Annotated in this window: 14 protein-coding genes; 1 reads left to right on the plus strand and 13 read right to left on the minus strand. The window is 37.1% G+C overall.

What is annotated here, in order from left to right; genetic code table 11:
• Positions 1 to 5: 5 nt before the first annotated feature.
• The 4 genes from ACIRUQ_RS08240 to ACIRUQ_RS08255 form a co-directional block, all read right to left on the minus strand.
• Positions 6 to 4,076, minus strand: a complete 4,071-nt coding sequence (locus ACIRUQ_RS08240; protein ID WP_055289607.1) for a hypothetical protein — start codon at positions 4,074 to 4,076, stop codon at positions 6 to 8.
• Positions 4,077 to 4,210: 134 nt separating this feature from the next.
• Positions 4,211 to 5,272 carry a hypothetical protein gene (locus ACIRUQ_RS08245; RefSeq protein WP_055289605.1) on the minus strand — a complete coding sequence of 354 codons (1,062 nt, stop codon included), beginning with the start codon at positions 5,270 to 5,272 and terminating at the stop codon, positions 4,211 to 4,213.
• 36 nt (positions 5,273 to 5,308) lie between these two features.
• Positions 5,309 to 7,309, minus strand: coding sequence for a hypothetical protein (locus ACIRUQ_RS08250; RefSeq protein ID WP_055289603.1), 2,001 nt, complete (start codon positions 7,307 to 7,309; stop codon positions 5,309 to 5,311).
• A 33-nt stretch (positions 7,310 to 7,342) separates the two neighbouring features.
• Positions 7,343 to 8,611, minus strand: a complete 1,269-nt coding sequence (locus tag ACIRUQ_RS08255) for a hypothetical protein (RefSeq protein ID WP_055289601.1) — start codon at positions 8,609 to 8,611, stop codon at positions 7,343 to 7,345.
• A 162-nt stretch (positions 8,612 to 8,773) separates the two neighbouring features.
• Between ACIRUQ_RS08255 and ACIRUQ_RS08260 the strand changes: the two genes are divergently transcribed.
• Entirely contained in the window at positions 8,774 to 8,962 is a 189-nt protein-coding gene (locus tag ACIRUQ_RS08260; RefSeq protein WP_055289599.1) for a YlcI/YnfO family protein, read from the plus strand.
• A gap of 188 nt (positions 8,963 to 9,150) precedes the next feature.
• Here the strand turns inward: ACIRUQ_RS08260 and ACIRUQ_RS08265 are convergent, their stop codons facing one another.
• The 9 genes from ACIRUQ_RS08265 to hydE form a co-directional block, all read right to left on the minus strand.
• Positions 9,151 to 10,068 (minus strand): metallophosphoesterase, encoded by a 918-nt coding sequence (locus ACIRUQ_RS08265; protein ID WP_156330951.1) that lies wholly within the window; start codon positions 10,066 to 10,068, stop codon positions 9,151 to 9,153.
• Positions 10,069 to 10,083: 15 nt separating this feature from the next.
• Positions 10,084 to 10,590 (minus strand): L,D-transpeptidase, encoded by a 507-nt coding sequence (locus ACIRUQ_RS08270; protein ID WP_082432699.1) that lies wholly within the window; start codon positions 10,588 to 10,590, stop codon positions 10,084 to 10,086.
• Between the two features lie 2 nt (positions 10,591 to 10,592).
• Entirely contained in the window at positions 10,593 to 11,291 is a 699-nt protein-coding gene (locus ACIRUQ_RS08275; protein WP_055289591.1) for a hypothetical protein, read from the minus strand.
• Between the two features lie 45 nt (positions 11,292 to 11,336).
• Positions 11,337 to 12,695 carry a hypothetical protein gene (locus tag ACIRUQ_RS08280; RefSeq protein WP_156330950.1) on the minus strand — a complete coding sequence of 453 codons (1,359 nt, stop codon included), beginning with the start codon at positions 12,693 to 12,695 and terminating at the stop codon, positions 11,337 to 11,339.
• 86 nt (positions 12,696 to 12,781) lie between these two features.
• Positions 12,782 to 13,489, minus strand: a complete 708-nt coding sequence (locus tag ACIRUQ_RS08285) for a metallophosphoesterase (RefSeq protein ID WP_055289587.1) — start codon at positions 13,487 to 13,489, stop codon at positions 12,782 to 12,784.
• A gap of 419 nt (positions 13,490 to 13,908) precedes the next feature.
• The gene (locus ACIRUQ_RS08290; RefSeq protein WP_055289585.1) at positions 13,909 to 14,604 is read right to left on the minus strand and encodes a metallophosphoesterase; all 696 of its coding nucleotides are present in this window, start codon (positions 14,602 to 14,604) and stop codon (positions 13,909 to 13,911) included.
• Positions 14,605 to 14,749: 145 nt separating this feature from the next.
• Positions 14,750 to 15,607 carry a nitroreductase family protein gene (locus ACIRUQ_RS08295; RefSeq protein ID WP_055289583.1) on the minus strand — a complete coding sequence of 286 codons (858 nt, stop codon included), beginning with the start codon at positions 15,605 to 15,607 and terminating at the stop codon, positions 14,750 to 14,752.
• A gap of 182 nt (positions 15,608 to 15,789) precedes the next feature.
• Positions 15,790 to 16,755 carry a serine O-acetyltransferase EpsC gene (gene epsC / locus ACIRUQ_RS08300; RefSeq protein ID WP_082432701.1) on the minus strand — a complete coding sequence of 322 codons (966 nt, stop codon included), beginning with the start codon at positions 16,753 to 16,755 and terminating at the stop codon, positions 15,790 to 15,792.
• A gap of 120 nt (positions 16,756 to 16,875) precedes the next feature.
• Positions 16,876 to 17,913 carry a [FeFe] hydrogenase H-cluster radical SAM maturase HydE gene (gene hydE, locus ACIRUQ_RS08305; protein WP_055289578.1) on the minus strand — a complete coding sequence of 346 codons (1,038 nt, stop codon included), beginning with the start codon at positions 17,911 to 17,913 and terminating at the stop codon, positions 16,876 to 16,878.
• Between the last annotated feature and the right edge of the window lie 83 nt (positions 17,914 to 17,996).

A 17,996-nucleotide genomic window follows, 5' to 3' on the forward strand; every position in this document is an offset into this window, starting at 1 on the left:
ATTTTTCAAATTTGCTCATTTATAGCAGACATATTTTTCAGTTGTTGATCAATCCATTCACAGATCAGCCTGTTGTCTTTTCTCTTTTTCTTTGCTGCATTCATTTCGTCAAAGTATGCTTCTTTCGCATCTTCCAGACACACAATCGAATCCGGTATCAGCTTTACAAACTCAAACATTCTAATTGTATTTCTGACAATACCCTGAGGAGATTCTAATGTATCATCACCATTTTTCAATTTACGAATACAGTTTCTCAAATAGTTCCATCTGATCTGATATTCCTTCTTTAATATGCCATATAATTCTGCTTCTGTTCGATGATCGTACCCTTGCAGGCTGCGATCATAACGCACCGCCAGCCAATACATATAGCGTAAGCTTTCAAATGAACCAATTTCACCTTTTAGATCCCGATCTGTAAAGCCATATTTACGATAGGTCACTTCAATTTGTCTGTTGAGTATATAATATGCTTCCAGATCTCCAGAACGGAACAGTTCCTGCAAAAGTAAACCCATTCCTCTGGTCAAGCTGTACTCAATTTTTTTACTTGCATAAGGAAGAATAGAACAAGTATACCAGTCACAACATAAAATATAATCTTCTTCCCAATATTTCAGTGGATAAATTTTCTCCCAGTCATCTTCTTCCTGCCAGTTTTCACCCCCTACTGATATTCCAATTCTCGTCGGTTGCTCTTTTATGTGTTCATCATAACATCTCATTACCCAACGAAATGTCCCCTGCAATTCCTCTAATCCTGCTACATTATCACTATTCCAGAGTCTTCTGGCATCCATACTGTACAAAAACAACCAGCGTTCCAACACTTCTTTTTCTGATTTTTTACATATTTCAAGTAAACGATATAATTCATAATGAGATAAAATTGTATGAACCTGTTTATATTCCTGCTCCTGATACAAAGTTTCCACCTGCTGTAACAATTTTTCTGCAATTGCAACACATGATTTTTGATACAGCCCATCTTCGTCTTTCACTTCAAATCCAAGTTGATACGTTGGCAACAGAACGCTTTCTAGTCGCCCTAACACTTCTTCTGGCGTACAACTTTCCATGTTATCGTAATACTGCTGCAATCGAAAAACAGCCGTAGAAAACACATATCCTTCTCCAAGCATCTCTCCTATTAAATTTAATTCTGACTGTTTAAATAAACCACTTTTTTGCGCTTTTTCTAACACCATCAACATCTTTTCCCTGCGCACATCTTCAAACAACATACGTGAAGAAACACTGCCATTTTTGTTAATGTAAAAACGATATGTCATAATCAGGCAATGTAAGATTTTATTCTGAATCCGTTCATCTTCTACTATATTAAGCAACACCTCAAGATAAACTGCATACGTCCATTCTTTTTTTTCTGCCAAATCTGACTCTACTGACTGTATTAGATAATCCACTAATTTTTCATCATGCCAAACATCCACAATTTTTTCAAAAGCAGTAAAATCTGCATATGCTCTAAGTAAACTGGTTTTTTCCAAAACCAGATACTGAAACCACACATTAATTTTCTGATGTTTCTTACAATGATTAATAAATTTATTCAAAAACTCATATCTACACTGCATAAATTTATTTTTATATGGATTTTTCCAAATCTGCGGATCATGCATTACACTACCGAACCACTGTCGTTCTATTCTGCCACTTTCGAGCAATATCGTAAAATGCATCGTTTCCAACAACCTTAATATATCAATATCCAAGGTATCTGAAATCCATTTTGCATATACCGTATTGGGTGCTTTCACATCCATACTCATAACCGTTTTGATATACATTTCTTCATTCTGCATATTTAACCATTGTGCATATTCATCCACAAGCAACAGTTTTTTGACATAAAACTCCCACTGTCCTTCGTACCCGTCAGATTTTTGATCCACACTATCATACCAGGAGATCAGACTGATACGAAATCTGCGAATGACTTCCGGGAGCGCCGATTCGCAGATCCGTTCTACAGCTTTCTGAAATTCTTCATTGGCATATTCATATACGTCGGCGCCATCCGACCGTTTCACAGTCAATAACGGAAGAATATCATTCATACATCCAATTGCATCAAAACTCACACCATGAAAAAGAATCAGGTGACAGATCTCTTCCAAGCGAATATTTCCAAACACTGCAATGGAAGCAAACATCAGATACAAGGTCCTCTGGCTTACACCCCAGTATCTTTTTAACAATTCCTTTATATAATTTTCTGCCACAACAGCCGTCGTCACTTTTCCACCACTTTGAAAAATAACATCTCCCATGGCAATATACGGCTGTACATACAAAAACTTCCGATGTGATTTTTCAATAATTTGTTTGCATGCTTTCTCTGTAATTCCAGAAAAATTCAACTTTATATATCGTTTCAACAGTGCCACATACTGTTTATTGTTTCCGTCTACGGTCAGTGTATGTTCTCCACTCATCTCCTCACATTTTTGAATACAGGCAGCAGATGTCGGTGTAAGTGTCTCTTCCGTTTTTAACCTCGAAAGTATTACGATATACACATGATCTGCATCTGGCATTTTCCGAAATTGCTCATTTGTCGGTAAAGAATTCAACAGATTCTCCGTATCAGAATTCAATTCATCAATACCGTCTATAATATAGACCAGCTTTGGGTCTTCACATTCCTCGACAAGTTCTTCTTCGTATCTTTTTCTGAACAAATTCAGATATTCGATAAATGCCTGACCAGCACAGGCTTCACCTTTTCGGATCTCCTGCTTCAAATTCCTTCCATCTGGCATTTCATATTCTTCTTCATCTACCTCTAACCGTTTCTTTCCGTCAAAACTTCTCAGGTTTTCATCCAAGGAAGTATAAAAATCCACAATGCGATTCTCCGTCCGGAACAGTGTATCACGGATATGGTAAACCCTTACAATTGCATTCAGATCATGTTGAAGGATTCCCTTCTGGTATCTGCCATCCAAATGATGCGCCAAGGTTGATTTCCCCATTCCGCGTTCCATCTGAATATATAAAATCCCCTTCGGATAATCATTCATAAATTGACGGATCTCATTGATCAGAAATTGTGGTTTTTCATAATGCGGCGTATGATTCAGACATGCAAATACTTCCCGTTCTTCACTGTCCGCTATTTTTTCTCTGACTTTCCGCTGCTTATTTTCAGTATTGGAAAAACATTCCTGATATCTGGACTGGAAATAAACATTTCCATCTATTCGCTTTGTATCACTCAGATAATTTGTCACTTCCACATACTTCTGATCGTTAAAGTAGGAATCAAAGAAAAACTTTTCTCTGTCAATTTCATAGACAAACTCTGAATCCCGATATCGTTTTCCTGCGATATTCAGAATAATGCCATCGGACTCCTCGAAATAAATGTGGCTATATAAATCATCCACAGATACCCCATCCGCCGTTTTTGAAAAATATGCCTGTAAACCTTCCAGCAAATCATATGCCTGTAGCCAGTATATATCAGCATCCATCATAAGCGTACCATGACCGATCACTTTATTTCTCCAGTTACCGATACTATCGTATCTTTCTTCGTCCGTATTTTTATGTGGCTGTACCCTTTGCAAAATACTTGTACGGTTCAAAAGCTCTGTTAAATACTCATGAAATCCAAAAATTCCTGCACATTTACAAATTGAATTCAGCAGTTCTGCCCATGATCCAATCGATAACGGTTTTCTCAGCATTTTAGCCATGATTTTTCTAAACTGCAAAAAAACTTCCTCATCGTTTTTCTGCGCACAGGCGTTTTCCTGAATCTTAGCATTTTTTTCCTGCATTAACTGTTCGCTGGTTGACGGAACATATGTATCGTCTCTTTTTATGGCAGAATCAATGACAATCATCGCAATGATCACAGGAATTTTCAAACAGGTTTCATAGATGTCTTTCAATCTGAATACAGAGCCGAAAATATCGTCTTTTTCAATGCTCTCCCGCAAAAGTTCATATTCTTTTTGTATCACACCCGGCAAATGCATGATCTGGGATTCATCGATCCAAAGACTGTCATTTTTCACCTGTTCTCTGAAATCTGTAATCATTTGTCTAAACACCTCGATTATTTATACGCCAAAAATTCTCTTGAATTAATGTTTATTTTAACACTAATTCAAGAGAATATATAGTTGTTTTTATAATGTTAAATTGTAGTACAATGGAGCTAATGATTCATTGTTTATCGCCATGGAATCTCATTCGTCATTATTTCTCTTCTGGATTTTGCTTCATAAATATGAAATTTTCCATTATTATATAACTCCAATGAACAAATCTTTCTGTTAAGAAAACCATTATCAGTTTCAATATAATCCTCTATGTGCCCATGAACTTTATATAGTTTAAATCCTCCCCATTGCTTATAATTTGGTATATAAGCACAATGTTCTTCTATCACCAACTCATCATTTTTTCGTTTTCTTTCTCCACGTTCACTAAGCTGTCCACCTTTTTTACTTCCACTATGACTTTCCGAACTATTCCATGATGCACTTTTTTCCGGATTAGGTGCTCCAGTCGATCGAGTAACCGCCCAAATCACAGCTACCACAATAATTCCTACAATGATAAATGCAAGAATTCCCGTTGCAATTGGAATAATATTTTCTAAAATCAATACTATTAATGGAATCAGCGCAAGTGCCATCAACAATGCGATTGCTGAGTATCCTAGCATCCATCTACAAGCTTTGATTGTGAGAATTAAAATAAAAAATATTGCAATTGTACAAAGTGTAACAATAGCATTAATCATAATGATTTTTTGCACTGACAGTGAATTTCCTCCAAAAAGCAATGGCACTCCGTCCATATTGCTTCCCTGCATCGCACACAAATATGAAATAAGAGAAATGATCAATCGAACTCCCGTTACTCCAAGATCTATAATCATAATAATTTTTTTTGCTATTCCTGTATTTTTAAAATACGTAAACATCAATAAGATGAACTCTACTAATAACAAGGCAATCAAGATTTTTCCAGCAACGCCACCTATGATCATTCCTGTAGTACCTGTTGTATACTTTCCTTCATAGCTTTGAAAAATTCCGTATTCTTTCACAGCTTGAATCTGTGCTGTGTAACCGCCTCTGGAAATAAACAGAATATATGCAATAATTCCATTGATCAAAGCATTTAATCCGATTCCCACAGTAACCAAAAACGCCAGGTTTTCGATGGGGTCTTGCTTAAAATCTTTTATTGAATCCTTTACATTGTTAATAAGATTCTTAATCATCTTTTGTTTCTTCCTCCACATTAATATACTATTTCATCAATCATATACTTCTTTGAAACTCTGTAAAATCTGGATTACTTCTTGTTCTTCCTTCGCTGTAAACTGACCATCTGGTGCTTCTGCAATAAATGCATACCATCCATAATGATAAAAAGAAAACTCATCCACATTTCCAGCCTGACCTACAAACTCTCTATCTCCAAGATAAGATGTTGGAACCAGTGCAAAAAATGTCGCTCCATCTATTGGTGTAAATTCTGAATCTGTTGGCATATATAGTTCTCCGATAATATGCACTCGCGCTACCATAAATTTGTCTACATCTGCAAAATCAGCCGCACTCTCTGGATCCCGAACCGTTGTCACAAAATCTGAATCTGCTGCTTTTGTAACATTTGCCTGCACCATAGACACACCTGAGTGACCGCCTATTTCCTCTTGAGGTATATCCCAATACGTAACCGTTACTCCACGATTATTAGAGATTACTATCTTCTCTTGAATATAATCTGTTAACGCGCCAACCTCTTCACTCTCTACTTTCCAACCAGACGGTATATCAAATTGAAATACACTTGCCTGCTCTATCTGATTTACATCTGCAAATCTTGTTTTATACGTTGTTCCCAGATTTCCAGTATCAGATTGAGAGGTACTAGTTTCCTGGGATGTATCGCCAGTATTTTTATCACTTTCAGATTCAATTGTTCCACCTACTTCCCAGTGTCTTGACCAAAATTTAGGTAATGAAGAATCAAAAATTTTCTTTTCAATATTATCTTTCGTAAATACAGGAATATCTATAACCAAATTTCCTTCAAGTTCCGGTCCTATTTCCAAATCAAGGTTTCCGCTCAATTCCATTTCCTTATTTCCATTTGCTGCTAACTTTGCCTCACCTTCTACAGAACCGTATACACCTGCTGAGATATCTATACCCGCTTTACCATATAATTTCGTAATATAATGAACATCTATCTTTGCTTCTCCATCTCCCGAAATACCGGCCTGTGTATCCCATTGCAGTGCATCAATATTTTTTTCACATTTTTTAATTGGTTCAATTTTTCCTTTTTTACTGTCATACAGTACTCCCAATGAACTTTCTATTGAAGGGTTATATGAAATCTCAACATTTCCTTCCAAATTTGCTTCTGCACCAACTGTAATTTCCACTTTATTGGTTACAACGATTGGAACGATTCCAGCCATAATCTGATAATTTGGTAGTCTTTTAGATAAAATTGCTGTTTCAAATTCTTTTTCGAGGCTTTTTCCAAAATCTGCCGTTACATCTGCTTCCGCTTTTGTTTCTATTGAAAGTCCACACTTTATATCATCATCTTTTATTTCTATGTCCAATTCCAGCCAGGCATCAAGTCCTGCATCATATGAAATTGTAAGCGGATCATCTTCTATTTCTTCAGATTTTCCTAACCAATAATCCTTCTCATCATCGTCATCATCCTCATCTTCTGATTCAGACTCTTCAGAGTTATTCGTTGTATCAGCGCTTTTTTCCTTTTTTGTATTTGAAAGCTGAATTGCAGAATATGAACCACTTGTTTGTATCATTGCATTGTTGATAATGCCTCCATCTGCAGTTGTCTCACTTTGAAATCCAACTTCCTCCATACCATCATCTGTTAATACAAATCTTTTAATGATACTGGCTTTTTCAAATACATCCGTCAGCAATGCCGGTTCCGTTTCAACTATGTAGTCACCATCCTTTTTTTCAACATTTGTAACTCTGCGGATAAATCCATCTTCTGCTCCGTCAATAATACCGGCAACCAGCACATCTCCTTCTTCGTATTCTGGTTTTTCGTCATATACCAGACTATTATCGGTGATCTGATCCGGTGCATTATTTTCATCAATGACATACACATTATCTTTTACAATAACATCTTCTGTACTCGATGCAGACTGCTTGTTACTCTTTTGATTTTTCACAAGGAATAATGCTGCAATGATTGCGACGATAATTATAATAATAAATATGATCCATTTGGGGAATTTCCTATTCTTCAAAAATTTTATCTCCTATCGTTGTTCTAAATCTTCTTATCTATTTAATGCAATTGAATTGCAATCATGACCACTGCCTTCCATCTGATTTTCATTCAGATTAATACTTACGATTACATCCTGTTTTGTTGATGACCATTCTTTTATTTTGCTAGGTTTGTTAATCCAATCCCCTGCTGCCAGTCGAAGCGTTAAGGAATTTTCTTCGATTGTTCCAGATACATTATAACTTCCAGCTTCTGAAAACTGATTCAATACATCCGGTGTATATGTGTAGGTACCTGTAACCTGATTTCCATTTACATTTAATTCCAATACGGCATCTCCAGCATACGGTACTGCCAGATAACGCCCGATCCATTTGCCAGCCCAGTCAACACTCTTTACTTGTATTTTTTTTGATGAAACCACAGAGTTCCATCCAGTTTCATTCTCATATGTATTTTCAACGGTAAACTGTACATCACATACTGTATTTACTTTCGTAAATGTACAACTGCACTCATACTTCTGATTTTTTCCTTTATTGATCACATTTTGACTGTTAATCTTAAAATCAGAAATCTGGTCTCTTGTAACAGTAACTTCCTGATCCGTTGTATGGCTGTCTCGCAATGTAAATGTCTCATTTGCCAGCAATCCAGTCAAATCATCTTCTGTCATATTTAATGCTTTTGTCTCATTTACGACTACTTCAAAATCGTCATTTGCTTTACAGGAAACCAGTTCCCAGGATTTATCAAATTCAAAATCAGCAGTTAATGTACCTGTTGCTTTTTCCACTCCACTGTCTAATGTAATAGTAACAGATACCTCATCCTTGTTATTTTCCAGGTCAGAGTTTCTCTCATCTACAGTGATTTTTGAAATATCACTAGCCTCAATATCCCAATCCTGTCCATCTACACGGATTCTTTGATTCACAAGTTCATCTGTAATTGTTTCATCATCCACGCCTTTCAACGGTTTCATAAGCCAGGAATTCGCATCACTGACAGAGATATTGCCAATTTCCCAGTCTTTGTCATATTTATAATATGTAACCTGTACCCCCTTTTCATAAGATATATCATCTTTGTGTGTTGTTACCACACATAAAATGGAATCTGTTTTATTTTTCTTATCAGTTGTTCGATCTGTAATTTCAATACTGTCAAGGGTCTCTCCATCACGGAGCAGCTGATCATCTCCACAACTGATCAAATCATCTTTGATTTCATCTTCCTTCGGAGCAGATGAACACCCTGCTACGAAAACTAATGCCATTGCTACCATAACCATCAGTAATAAATTTCTCTTTTTCATAACAATTCTCCTTCGTTTTATCATTTTATCTATATTTTAATATAATTTCGTTCCTATTGCAATACATATTGCATTACATATAACATTGCATTTTATTTTGTCTTTGCAATGCTTATTTATATTTCTTTTTGCAATATTATAAAGTAAGCAGGAGGTGAGACCGTGGCATTTCAATTAAAACCAGATCGAAAAGCTACCGAAAACAAAACCATTCGTTTTCCTTTGGAGCTGATCAACAAAATTGACGAAGCTATTGCATCCGGAGATGTGCCCATATCATTTTCCGGTTTTGTAATCCAGGCATGTGAGTATGCTCTAGACAATATGGATATACCAAATACAGACAAATAGCACTTATATGATAACGATATTGCTTCGCCGGTAATATTGTATCTGTGGAACAGTTTCGCCGACTGTTCCACTTTTCTTTCCTAGCAACAGCTCCGCCACATTTTGTATTGTACAGATTGGAATCTAAGATATTTCTCCATCCCCATCTGACATGAGCAATTATAGCTCTTACTATTCTTGTTAACGAGTCAAATTTGTTGCGAAGACTCTTTTTTTATTGCTTTATATGTCCCATCTAAACCGTATTCATAATATTTTTTTGCTTCTTCATCATACGCCAGATACAACAACCTTTTTCTATATGTGACAGAACCATCGATATAAAAATGGCTTTCTCCATCAAAGTAAATACCTTGAAACCTTTTATTTCCAGCAACCAGAGATGCAGCGACATGTCCTGCAATAATGTCTTTATAAAAATGTCCAATGGATGGTGGAAATTTTCCCGTCATGACATAATCCGGCGTTCCAAGTGTGCACCACTCCACTTCTTCTGCCGGTATCGTCTCATCCACCCCTGCATGTACAAAAATCTGCGTTTCCGTTTCATAATATAATCGCAGCATTCTCATCCACGACAACAAATTTTTATGATTACTTTTTATGCACGTTTTCACATAAACAATCCTTGTTTCCCGATCTGGCTTTAACTCCATTTTTTTGAGCTGTTCTTTTGTTAAAAATGATCCCGTTGTAAAAAAATCTCCATCCTCATCCAGCCAGACATCTTCGTTTTTAAAAAGGAATTCTTCAAACCATACTTCATGATTGCCTTTTAAAACAATTACTTTGTCTGATCCAAATTCCTGTTCCAGATCATATGCCAGTTTCAAACATTGATAACTTTTATCTCCCCGGTCAATGTAATCACCCAGTAATATTAATCTGCTATTACCCTTTTGTAATAACGGTCTCATCTGTTCCATTCTTTTTTTCATTGCTTCATAATGACCATGAATATCGGACATTGCATAAATCATATTGTGTACTCCTCGAAAAGCAGAAAAATGTTCTTTTTCATTTGTTCGTTGCTTTCTGATTATAAGTATATCGATAAAAATGTTCTTAATAGTCAAAAAAAGTTGCGAACACTCTTGTGTCCACAACTTTTTTCTTTCTAGTTACATGATAACAGTTGTTCCTACATCAACATTTTCTAATAACCAATCTAGGTTTTCCTGCGAAACTCTTATGCAGCCTGATGTAAATGTATCATCTTTACTTACCGGTTCATAATCCTGCATAGTTTCCTTTGTTGCATTCGAAGCATATAAATCACTATGAATGAAGTAATCCTCAAATATCACCAAATATCCAAAAAACTTTACTTGATCCAATTCTGGATAATATCCACTGACATATTCTTCCGCAGACTTCCCTTCCACCTGAAAAATTCCTGTTGGTGTCGATGACTTTTCACCACCATAAATACAATCCATGGATTTGATTTCTTCATACATAACGTAATTCGAAGAATCAAAGTCTGAGCGAATAGAATAGTATTTGTGCAGAACAGAGTTGTCAGCTTTTTTGTATAGTTCTAGTTGGCTGGATGTACGGTTGAGTTTGAGTAAGTATTTTTTTCCTATAGCACTACTAAATTTATGAATTATTAAAAATTTTTCCATTCCTACTTAATACTTGGTATTTTCTCTTCTATTTGTTCCCAAGGAATCTCCTTTCGTATCTCCGCTAACGCTTCTTCGGATTTTTTTCTTTTACTCACTACCATGATCAAAGTAGATACAATCTTTCTACGTTCTATTCCTGCTGCAATTGCCATCCATAATAGCAATTCTTCACATTTGCATTGATTATAGTATGTAAACTTTTTTTGACCTAAATCTTTTACTTCACCCACACTTGAGAAACAATACTTACCATTCAATTCTTGATACAAAATATATGCAACCAAAAGATGCCATGCCTGATCATAATCTATATCATCTTTCAAAATCCATTTTTTTACGTCATCAACCGTATATCTTCGTAATGCACCAAATTTCTTATTCATCTTGTTTTTCATAATATATTTAATCAACAGAACAAATACACTATCATCATCCATATCACTACAAAAATATATGTCTTTTTCCTTTAACACTTTACATGTATTCATCAGCTTTAGATAACCACTACTTTCTGTTTTTTGTCCATATGCAATGATATAAAGTCCCAATAATTCTAGTAAATCCACACAATCACAGTCATTTTGTAAAATATAGTCTAACTCTTTCTTTGCTTCAATTTCATCGTTAGTTTTTATTCTAACTTTTAAATATTTCTTTTTAAAATAAAACTCAAATACATCTTTATATGTTCTGCTCATATCCTATTCCTCAATTTTTTAATACTCAAAGATCACTTTGCAATTTTAATGCTTCTTTCTGCTTCCAACCATCTTCGCAATCACTCCCACCACCACAGCAGTAATCGCCAAACTCACAATCCCCATATCAATCGGACTTCCTTTAATAAAATCAACGATTGTCAATACGGATGCAATAATGGAAAGCGCACCAAACAACGTAATAATATTCATTAATTTATTTTCACGCTCTGCACTTGCCCGTTCTAATTCCTCATCTAAAAGATTTACTTTCTCCTGTATATCCCGCATATAATCATTCACACCATTAATTTCTAACAATAAACGATATATTTCACATACATTATTCCAGCATGAAATCTGAGAGGGAGTATAAGTTTCATAAGCGCGGACTTTGAGAACTGTCCGTTTGATTTCACGGATATTTTCTTCTTTGTTACCAGCAGATTTTACCTTTTCATAAATGAGATCATTAATCTGAACACAAACATATTTTTGAAAAAGAGCTATAATTGTCAAAAGCAAATCACACTTAACCCGCTTCCATATCAATTCTACCGAGATTGGCTCAGCTTTTACATCTTCTTTTATTTTAGCTTTATCACCATACACATAACTGATAGATTGCGATGAAATACAACATCCCCAGCCATAATCCATCTGTTTTACATCTCGCGCCCCAGAAACATATACAATATCTTTTTCCGAACTATCTTCAAATGCAGAATCAATAGGAATCAGTCGATGTGCATTATATGTCACACGCTCCAAAGTTTTCAACTCATTAAAACGTGTCGCTACAAACGCCGCATTAAGCCAATAAGATTCGCGGAAAATATCTGTTGTATCGTCCATGATATAAATGTCAAAATTAAGTTCTTTTAAGATATCATCCAGGATTTTTTCTTTTATCTCCACGCAAAATTCTTCTTTTAATCCCTGCACTTTATCATAATCCAACATATATCCAGGATTTATCAATTCATAAAAATTATCTACCGAAAAATCCTGATTCACTAACAGAATCGTCAAAAATGCCAATTCACTCTCTGGGAAATAATATAAATGAATATCTTTCACCTCAACATATTCTTCTTTTGAAGCATTTTTTTCTGAAAAACAAATCTGTTTTAATTTACAGCTTATATGATATTGGTCAACAAAATCATTTCTATTTTTGCATCGGCTAGTCAAAATATCAGACAGGTCTGAGGCATCTATGTTTTCATACGCGAAAACATTCTTTCCAGATTCATCCTGCTTTTTCAAAATGATGTCAATTGCCTCCTGACGACTCATTTTTAATTTTCCTTTTGGATTATCATGCAATGGAAGAATGAGATAACTTCCCCATTTCGCATTTTGAAATAAATCTTTCTTTGTGGAAAATTCATCTTTTGTCAAAAAAGATTTTATCATTTTCTTTTGTTCCTTCCCTTTTATCTATAAACATGAATTTACCTATACCTTATCTACAAAAATCTCACGCATTATTCTTCTGTACAGATCTCATCATAATCCTCAAACATAATCCGAATACCATTATCTTCGTTTTCTATATGATAATGTCCTGCATACCACTCGGAAAACTCAAGTCGATCATAAATCGTCTGTAGCCATTTTTCGGTTGATTTGTCTACGGATGACTGGTCTAATCCCGGAATAAATGCCCATACAGGCTCTACTTCTATTGGAACTGTATGAGAAAGTATGATATCGACCTTCCAATCTGCGCGTTCCAACTGCTCCTCTACAAACGCTTTCATTGCTTCGTCTGGCTGTTCTGTATCAAACCATTGAAGTCCATGACTAAGCCTATAGTACTTGTCTACACTATATGCCCCACCAATTGCCATGGCCGAGTACCCGTTAAAATGATAGATTTCTCCATCTTTGGCAAATAATATATTGGGATACATTTCTTCTCTGTATACAAGTCCGCCGTTCCATGGAAACAACTCATAATCTGACGGAGACTCCCACGGACGTCCTTCATGATTTCCATGCACACAGAATAATGTAATATCCATATTTGCAATCTGATTTTTTACATTCCAATCGCGAATATCCAGCCAATAATTAATTCCTGCATCACCCAGAATAATCAGTACGTCATCTGTAGTGGTCTCATTTAACTGACAAAATTCTTCGATTCTATCAAAATTTCCGTGTGTATCTCCTGTTATGTAAAAATGCAATACCCTTTCCCTCCCCTTGTCTCCATATATAACGAATCATACATTTTTCAAGCCAAAAATGCAGTCTTTACATGTAATATCTCCTCCGTTTTATCATTTTTTACATTTTAATATAATCCCGCTATTTTTGCAATGCAGATTGCATTACATATCATATTATATTATATTACATTTGATTTTATCTCTTGCAATGCATTTTTATATGAGAAATTATAGCTCTTACTGTTTTTGTTAACGAGTCATATTTGTTGCAAACACTCAAGTATATTAAAAACTGCTCTTAAAGCAAAAAAAATGCGAACACCTTTGTGTCCACAACTTTTTTCATTCAACATATAAGTTAAATATTAAATTTTTCCACACCTAAAATGAGATTCGCACCTTGTTTGTGTGGAAAGTTTTAGTCATTAATTATCCAGTTATATCTCATCAAAACTTTCAAACATAATCCGTATCCCCATAGATTCTGTTTCCACATGATAATGTCCTGCATACCACTCCGTAAACGCCAGTCGGTCATAAATTGTCTGCAGCCACTCTTCTGTCCCTTTATCTACAGTAATCGGTTCCTTTCGCGGCTTAAAAGCCCAGGTTGGCTCCGCCTTAATCGGAACGGTATGAGATAAAATAATATCCATCTTCCAACCAAATTTTTCCAACTGCTGCTCCACAAATTCTTTGATTGTGTCATCCGGCTGCTCCGATGCAAACCACTGAAGTCCATGGCTGATGCGATAATCCTTATTTATCGTTCCCGCGCCGCCGATCGGCATCACTGATTTTCCGTTAAAATCATAAATCTCCCCGTCTTTTGCAAATAAAATATTCGGATATTTTTCTTCTTTGTATACAAGACCGCCATGCCATGGCACCAGTTTGTAATCCGCCGGAGATTCCCATGGCCGACCTTCATGATTGCCGTGTATACAAAAACATGTAATCTGTATTCTGGCCACACGCTCTTTTAGCTTTTCATCTTTCGAACTTAGCCAGTAATTGATGCCGGAATCCCCCAGAATGATCATGACGTCATCTGTCGTGGTATGATGTTCCTGGCAGAAGGATTCCACCCGGTCAAATTTTTTGTGTGTATCTCCTGTAATATAAAAATGCAAAAACGATTCCTCCCCTGTGCCTTTGTTCTTTTAGTATCTGCATTTTCAGGAATAATGTCAACCAAAAGAGGAACAATATCATTTATTTTTTGATATTGTCTCTTATTATTTTTCTTATTACTTTTATGCTATTTCTGTTACATTTTTAGAATTTCAAATGATGAATTGCCTGTTTTCCACTCTTCTGTGCACCACGGGCATACTCAAATTTCGGATAGCCGAATCCCATGGCCGTTGCCACAAAATGATCTTCCGGAATACCAAGTTTTTCCCATACATCCGGCATCAGTTTCATAACGTTCATCGGGAAACCAAGATACACACAGCCAAGTCCCTTAGATTCACATAACAGTTCAAAGTAAGCCAGAGTAATTCCCACTTCTACTGCTGCCGAGCCAAATTTTTTCGGCATATGCGGAATAATAATATGCGGTGCAGAGCAGAAATAAATATCTCCGTTCATGGCCTGCGGACCGCGGGCTTCCATAATTCCGTAGGATTCCTCATCCCAGGAATACGGATAGATTCCCTGTTTTTTCAGGTCTTTGACACCTTCACAGATCATCTTGCGCAGTTTGTCCAGTTCTGCGCGGTCATCAATGACCGTGAATTCCATTTTCTGCTTATTTCCGCCAGTCGGTGTTGCCTCCAGTGCCGCAAGCAGTTCATTTAAAAGTTCCGGATCCACATTTTCGTCTTTGTAATGACGGCAGGAACGACGGCTGCAGACCAGACGCTCCAGATCTGTAGAAATTGCATCACTTGGTAACGGAAGACTGTTTTCCGGCTTTTTACCAAGCACACTGATGGCCCCGTTCGGACAGACGGTCAGGCAATGCTGACATCCCCAGCATCCGTACCAGTCCATACTTTTTACCGGTTTCAGGCTTGGTTTTTTATATTCATTCATTTCAATCAGCATAGACGGACAGGCAAGCTGGCATAAACCACAGCCCACACATTTACTCTCGTCTACTTGAAATCTCGTATCAATTAAACTCATTAATTGGCTCCTCCTGATATTTTTATTTGTGTCACAACGTAAGGGTAAGTAGTGTGGTTTTCACACAATCTGGTAAAAATGGACTCTGGCTATTTTTTCTCGACCAGCGATTGCTAGCGGGCGAGACAAAATCGCAGAGTCCTTTTTCATAACCTAACAAAAGCCACACAATTACCCGAAAACTATATAATATAAAACCAGTTCTCATCCTGTTCTAAATTACTGATCTCCATGGTTGTTTTTCCACCTTGCTTAAACTGCAGTTCCTGCCCTTTAATGCTGACCGTCGTTCCCGCCGGAATGGATTTTGTGATAAACGCATTACCGCCGATAACAGAATCTCTGCCAATGACAGTCTCTCCACCAAGGATGGAAGCACCGGAATAAATCGTCACATTATCCTCAATGGTAGGATGACGCTTTGCATTTTTCAGTTTCTGTCCGCCTCTGGTAGACAATGCACCTAAGGTAACACCCTGATATATTTTGACATTATCTCCGATGATCGTCGTCTCACCGACTACGATACCGGTACCATGGTCGATAAAGAAATGTTTTCCAATGGTTGCCCCCGGATGAATATCAATTCCGGTCACACTGTGCGCATACTCCGTCATAATACGCGGAATCAGCGGTACGGAACGGATAAACAGTTCATGTGCCAGACGGTTGATCGTGATAGCAAATAATCCCGGATAAGCCAGAATGATCTCGCCATAGCTGTTTGCTGCCGGATCTCCTTCTAATGCTGCCTGCAGATCTCCCTCCAGATATTCACGGATCTTCGGAATCTGTCGCAGGAAATCTACTGTGATCTCGTAGCTTTCTTTTTCAATCTGTTCCCGGCATTTTCCATCCAACTTCGGACAGAATTTTGAAACTTTTGCAATCTGTCTGCTGAGACGATACAGTACATCCTCGATTAAAGTTGATAAATGATGGTTTGCATGATAGCTTTTGTATGCACGATCTCTGTAATAACCCGGATAAATAATCTTCAGTAATTTTTCAATAATATCAATGATCACTTCTTTATTTGGCTGATCATAAAAATCTTCCATCTTGTCAATGGTGCGATCCCGTTCATAATCAGCAAGGATGGAATCCAGAATTTCTTCTGCTTCTTTTCCCTCTATATTTCTGCTCATATCTGACATACTATTCACCTTTTTCTTTCTCAATCAATTCATTATATTACACTGGAATTGGTAATATCTTTCCACTTTTGGCATATTCTTATTTTATTTTTTAATGCACCCCTGAACATCCTATGACTGGAAATCTCCACGGTCACTGACCAGAGTAAATCCGACACTCTCCACTCTGCGTCCCAGGCATCCGCGGCATTCCGCTGCTTCCTCTCCGGTGCAGATCTTGTTATCATACAGATCATACTGTTTCCGGTTTTTCACCGGTGAGAGGTTTGGCATTACAACATTCGCTCCATGCTGCAATCCTTTTTCTCTTCCAAGCGGATCTGCCGTTCCAAGTGCCGTTGTCGCCGGAAGCAATACATGCGGCAGCATAATGCGGATTACGGACAGTAAAAACAACGTCAATGGAACACTTCCGGACGGCTCCTTGGCAAACATGGTATCATGATGTGGAATAAACGGACCGATACCGACCATCTGGGGATCCAGTTCTTTTAAAAATACCAGATCATCCGCCAGCGTCTCTGCGGTCTGCTCCGGAGAACCTACCATAAATCCTGCTCCTACCTGATAACCAAGTGTCTTTAAATCGTATAAACACTGCTTACGTGCCTCCAGACGCATCTCTTCCGGATGCAGTTTCCGGTAATGTACATCATTGGCAGTCTCATGACGAAGCAGATAACGATCTGCGCCCGCTTCCCGGAAACGTTTATAACTCTCATAAGATTTTTCACCAATTGACAACGTAATGGCACAATCCGGATAACCTGCACGAATCTTCCGTACAATATCTACCATACGATCATCGTTGAAATACGGATCCTCGCCTCCCTGCAAGACAAAAGTACGAAATCCTAACTCGTAGCCATTCTCACAACAGGCTAAAATTTCCTCCTCTGTCAGCCGGTAACGTTTTGCATTCGGATTACTTCTGCGTATTCCGCAGTAATAACAGTCGTTTTTACAATAATTGGTAAACTCGATCAGCCCTCTTGTATACACATCAGTACCATAAACCTCTTTTCGGATGCGGACAGCTTCTTCTGCCAGCAGCGCATCTACCTGTGGATCATCCGCCATTTTGATCAGTTCCGCAAACTCTTCCCGGGTTAAATTATGTTCCCTGATTAATTTCTGTGCTGCATTCATTTCTTACTTCCCCTTTTATATCCCTTTTTCACAGGTTACTCTCATTTATAATTGCTGAAACAATACTATATTTTTCATCCAGA

Source organism: Eubacterium ramulus, from assembly GCF_045002895.1.
Classification (GTDB): domain Bacteria; phylum Bacillota; class Clostridia; order Lachnospirales; family Lachnospiraceae; genus Eubacterium_I; species Eubacterium_I ramulus.

Bases quoted from the DNA above. Each gene is read 5' to 3' on its own strand.
- ACIRUQ_RS08240 (WP_055289607.1), bottom strand. From the start codon at position 4,076: ATGATTACAGATTTCAGAGAACAGGTGAAAAATGACAGTCTTTGGATC.
- ACIRUQ_RS08245 (WP_055289605.1), bottom strand. From the start codon at position 5,272: ATGATTAAGAATCTTATTAACAATGTAAAGGATTCAATAAAAGATTTT.
- ACIRUQ_RS08255 (WP_055289601.1), bottom strand. From the start codon at position 8,611: ATGAAAAAGAGAAATTTATTACTGATGGTTATGGTAGCAATGGCATTA.
- ACIRUQ_RS08270 (WP_082432699.1), bottom strand. From the start codon at position 10,590: ATGGAAAAATTTTTAATAATTCATAAATTTAGTAGTGCTATAGGAAAA.
- ACIRUQ_RS08275 (WP_055289591.1), bottom strand. From the start codon at position 11,291: ATGAGCAGAACATATAAAGATGTATTTGAGTTTTATTTTAAAAAGAAA.
- ACIRUQ_RS08295 (WP_055289583.1), bottom strand. From the start codon at position 15,607: ATGAGTTTAATTGATACGAGATTTCAAGTAGACGAGAGTAAATGTGTG.
- epsC (WP_082432701.1), bottom strand. From the start codon at position 16,755: ATGAGCAGAAATATAGAGGGAAAAGAAGCAGAAGAAATTCTGGATTCC.
- hydE (WP_055289578.1), bottom strand. From the start codon at position 17,913: ATGAATGCAGCACAGAAATTAATCAGGGAACATAATTTAACCCGGGAA.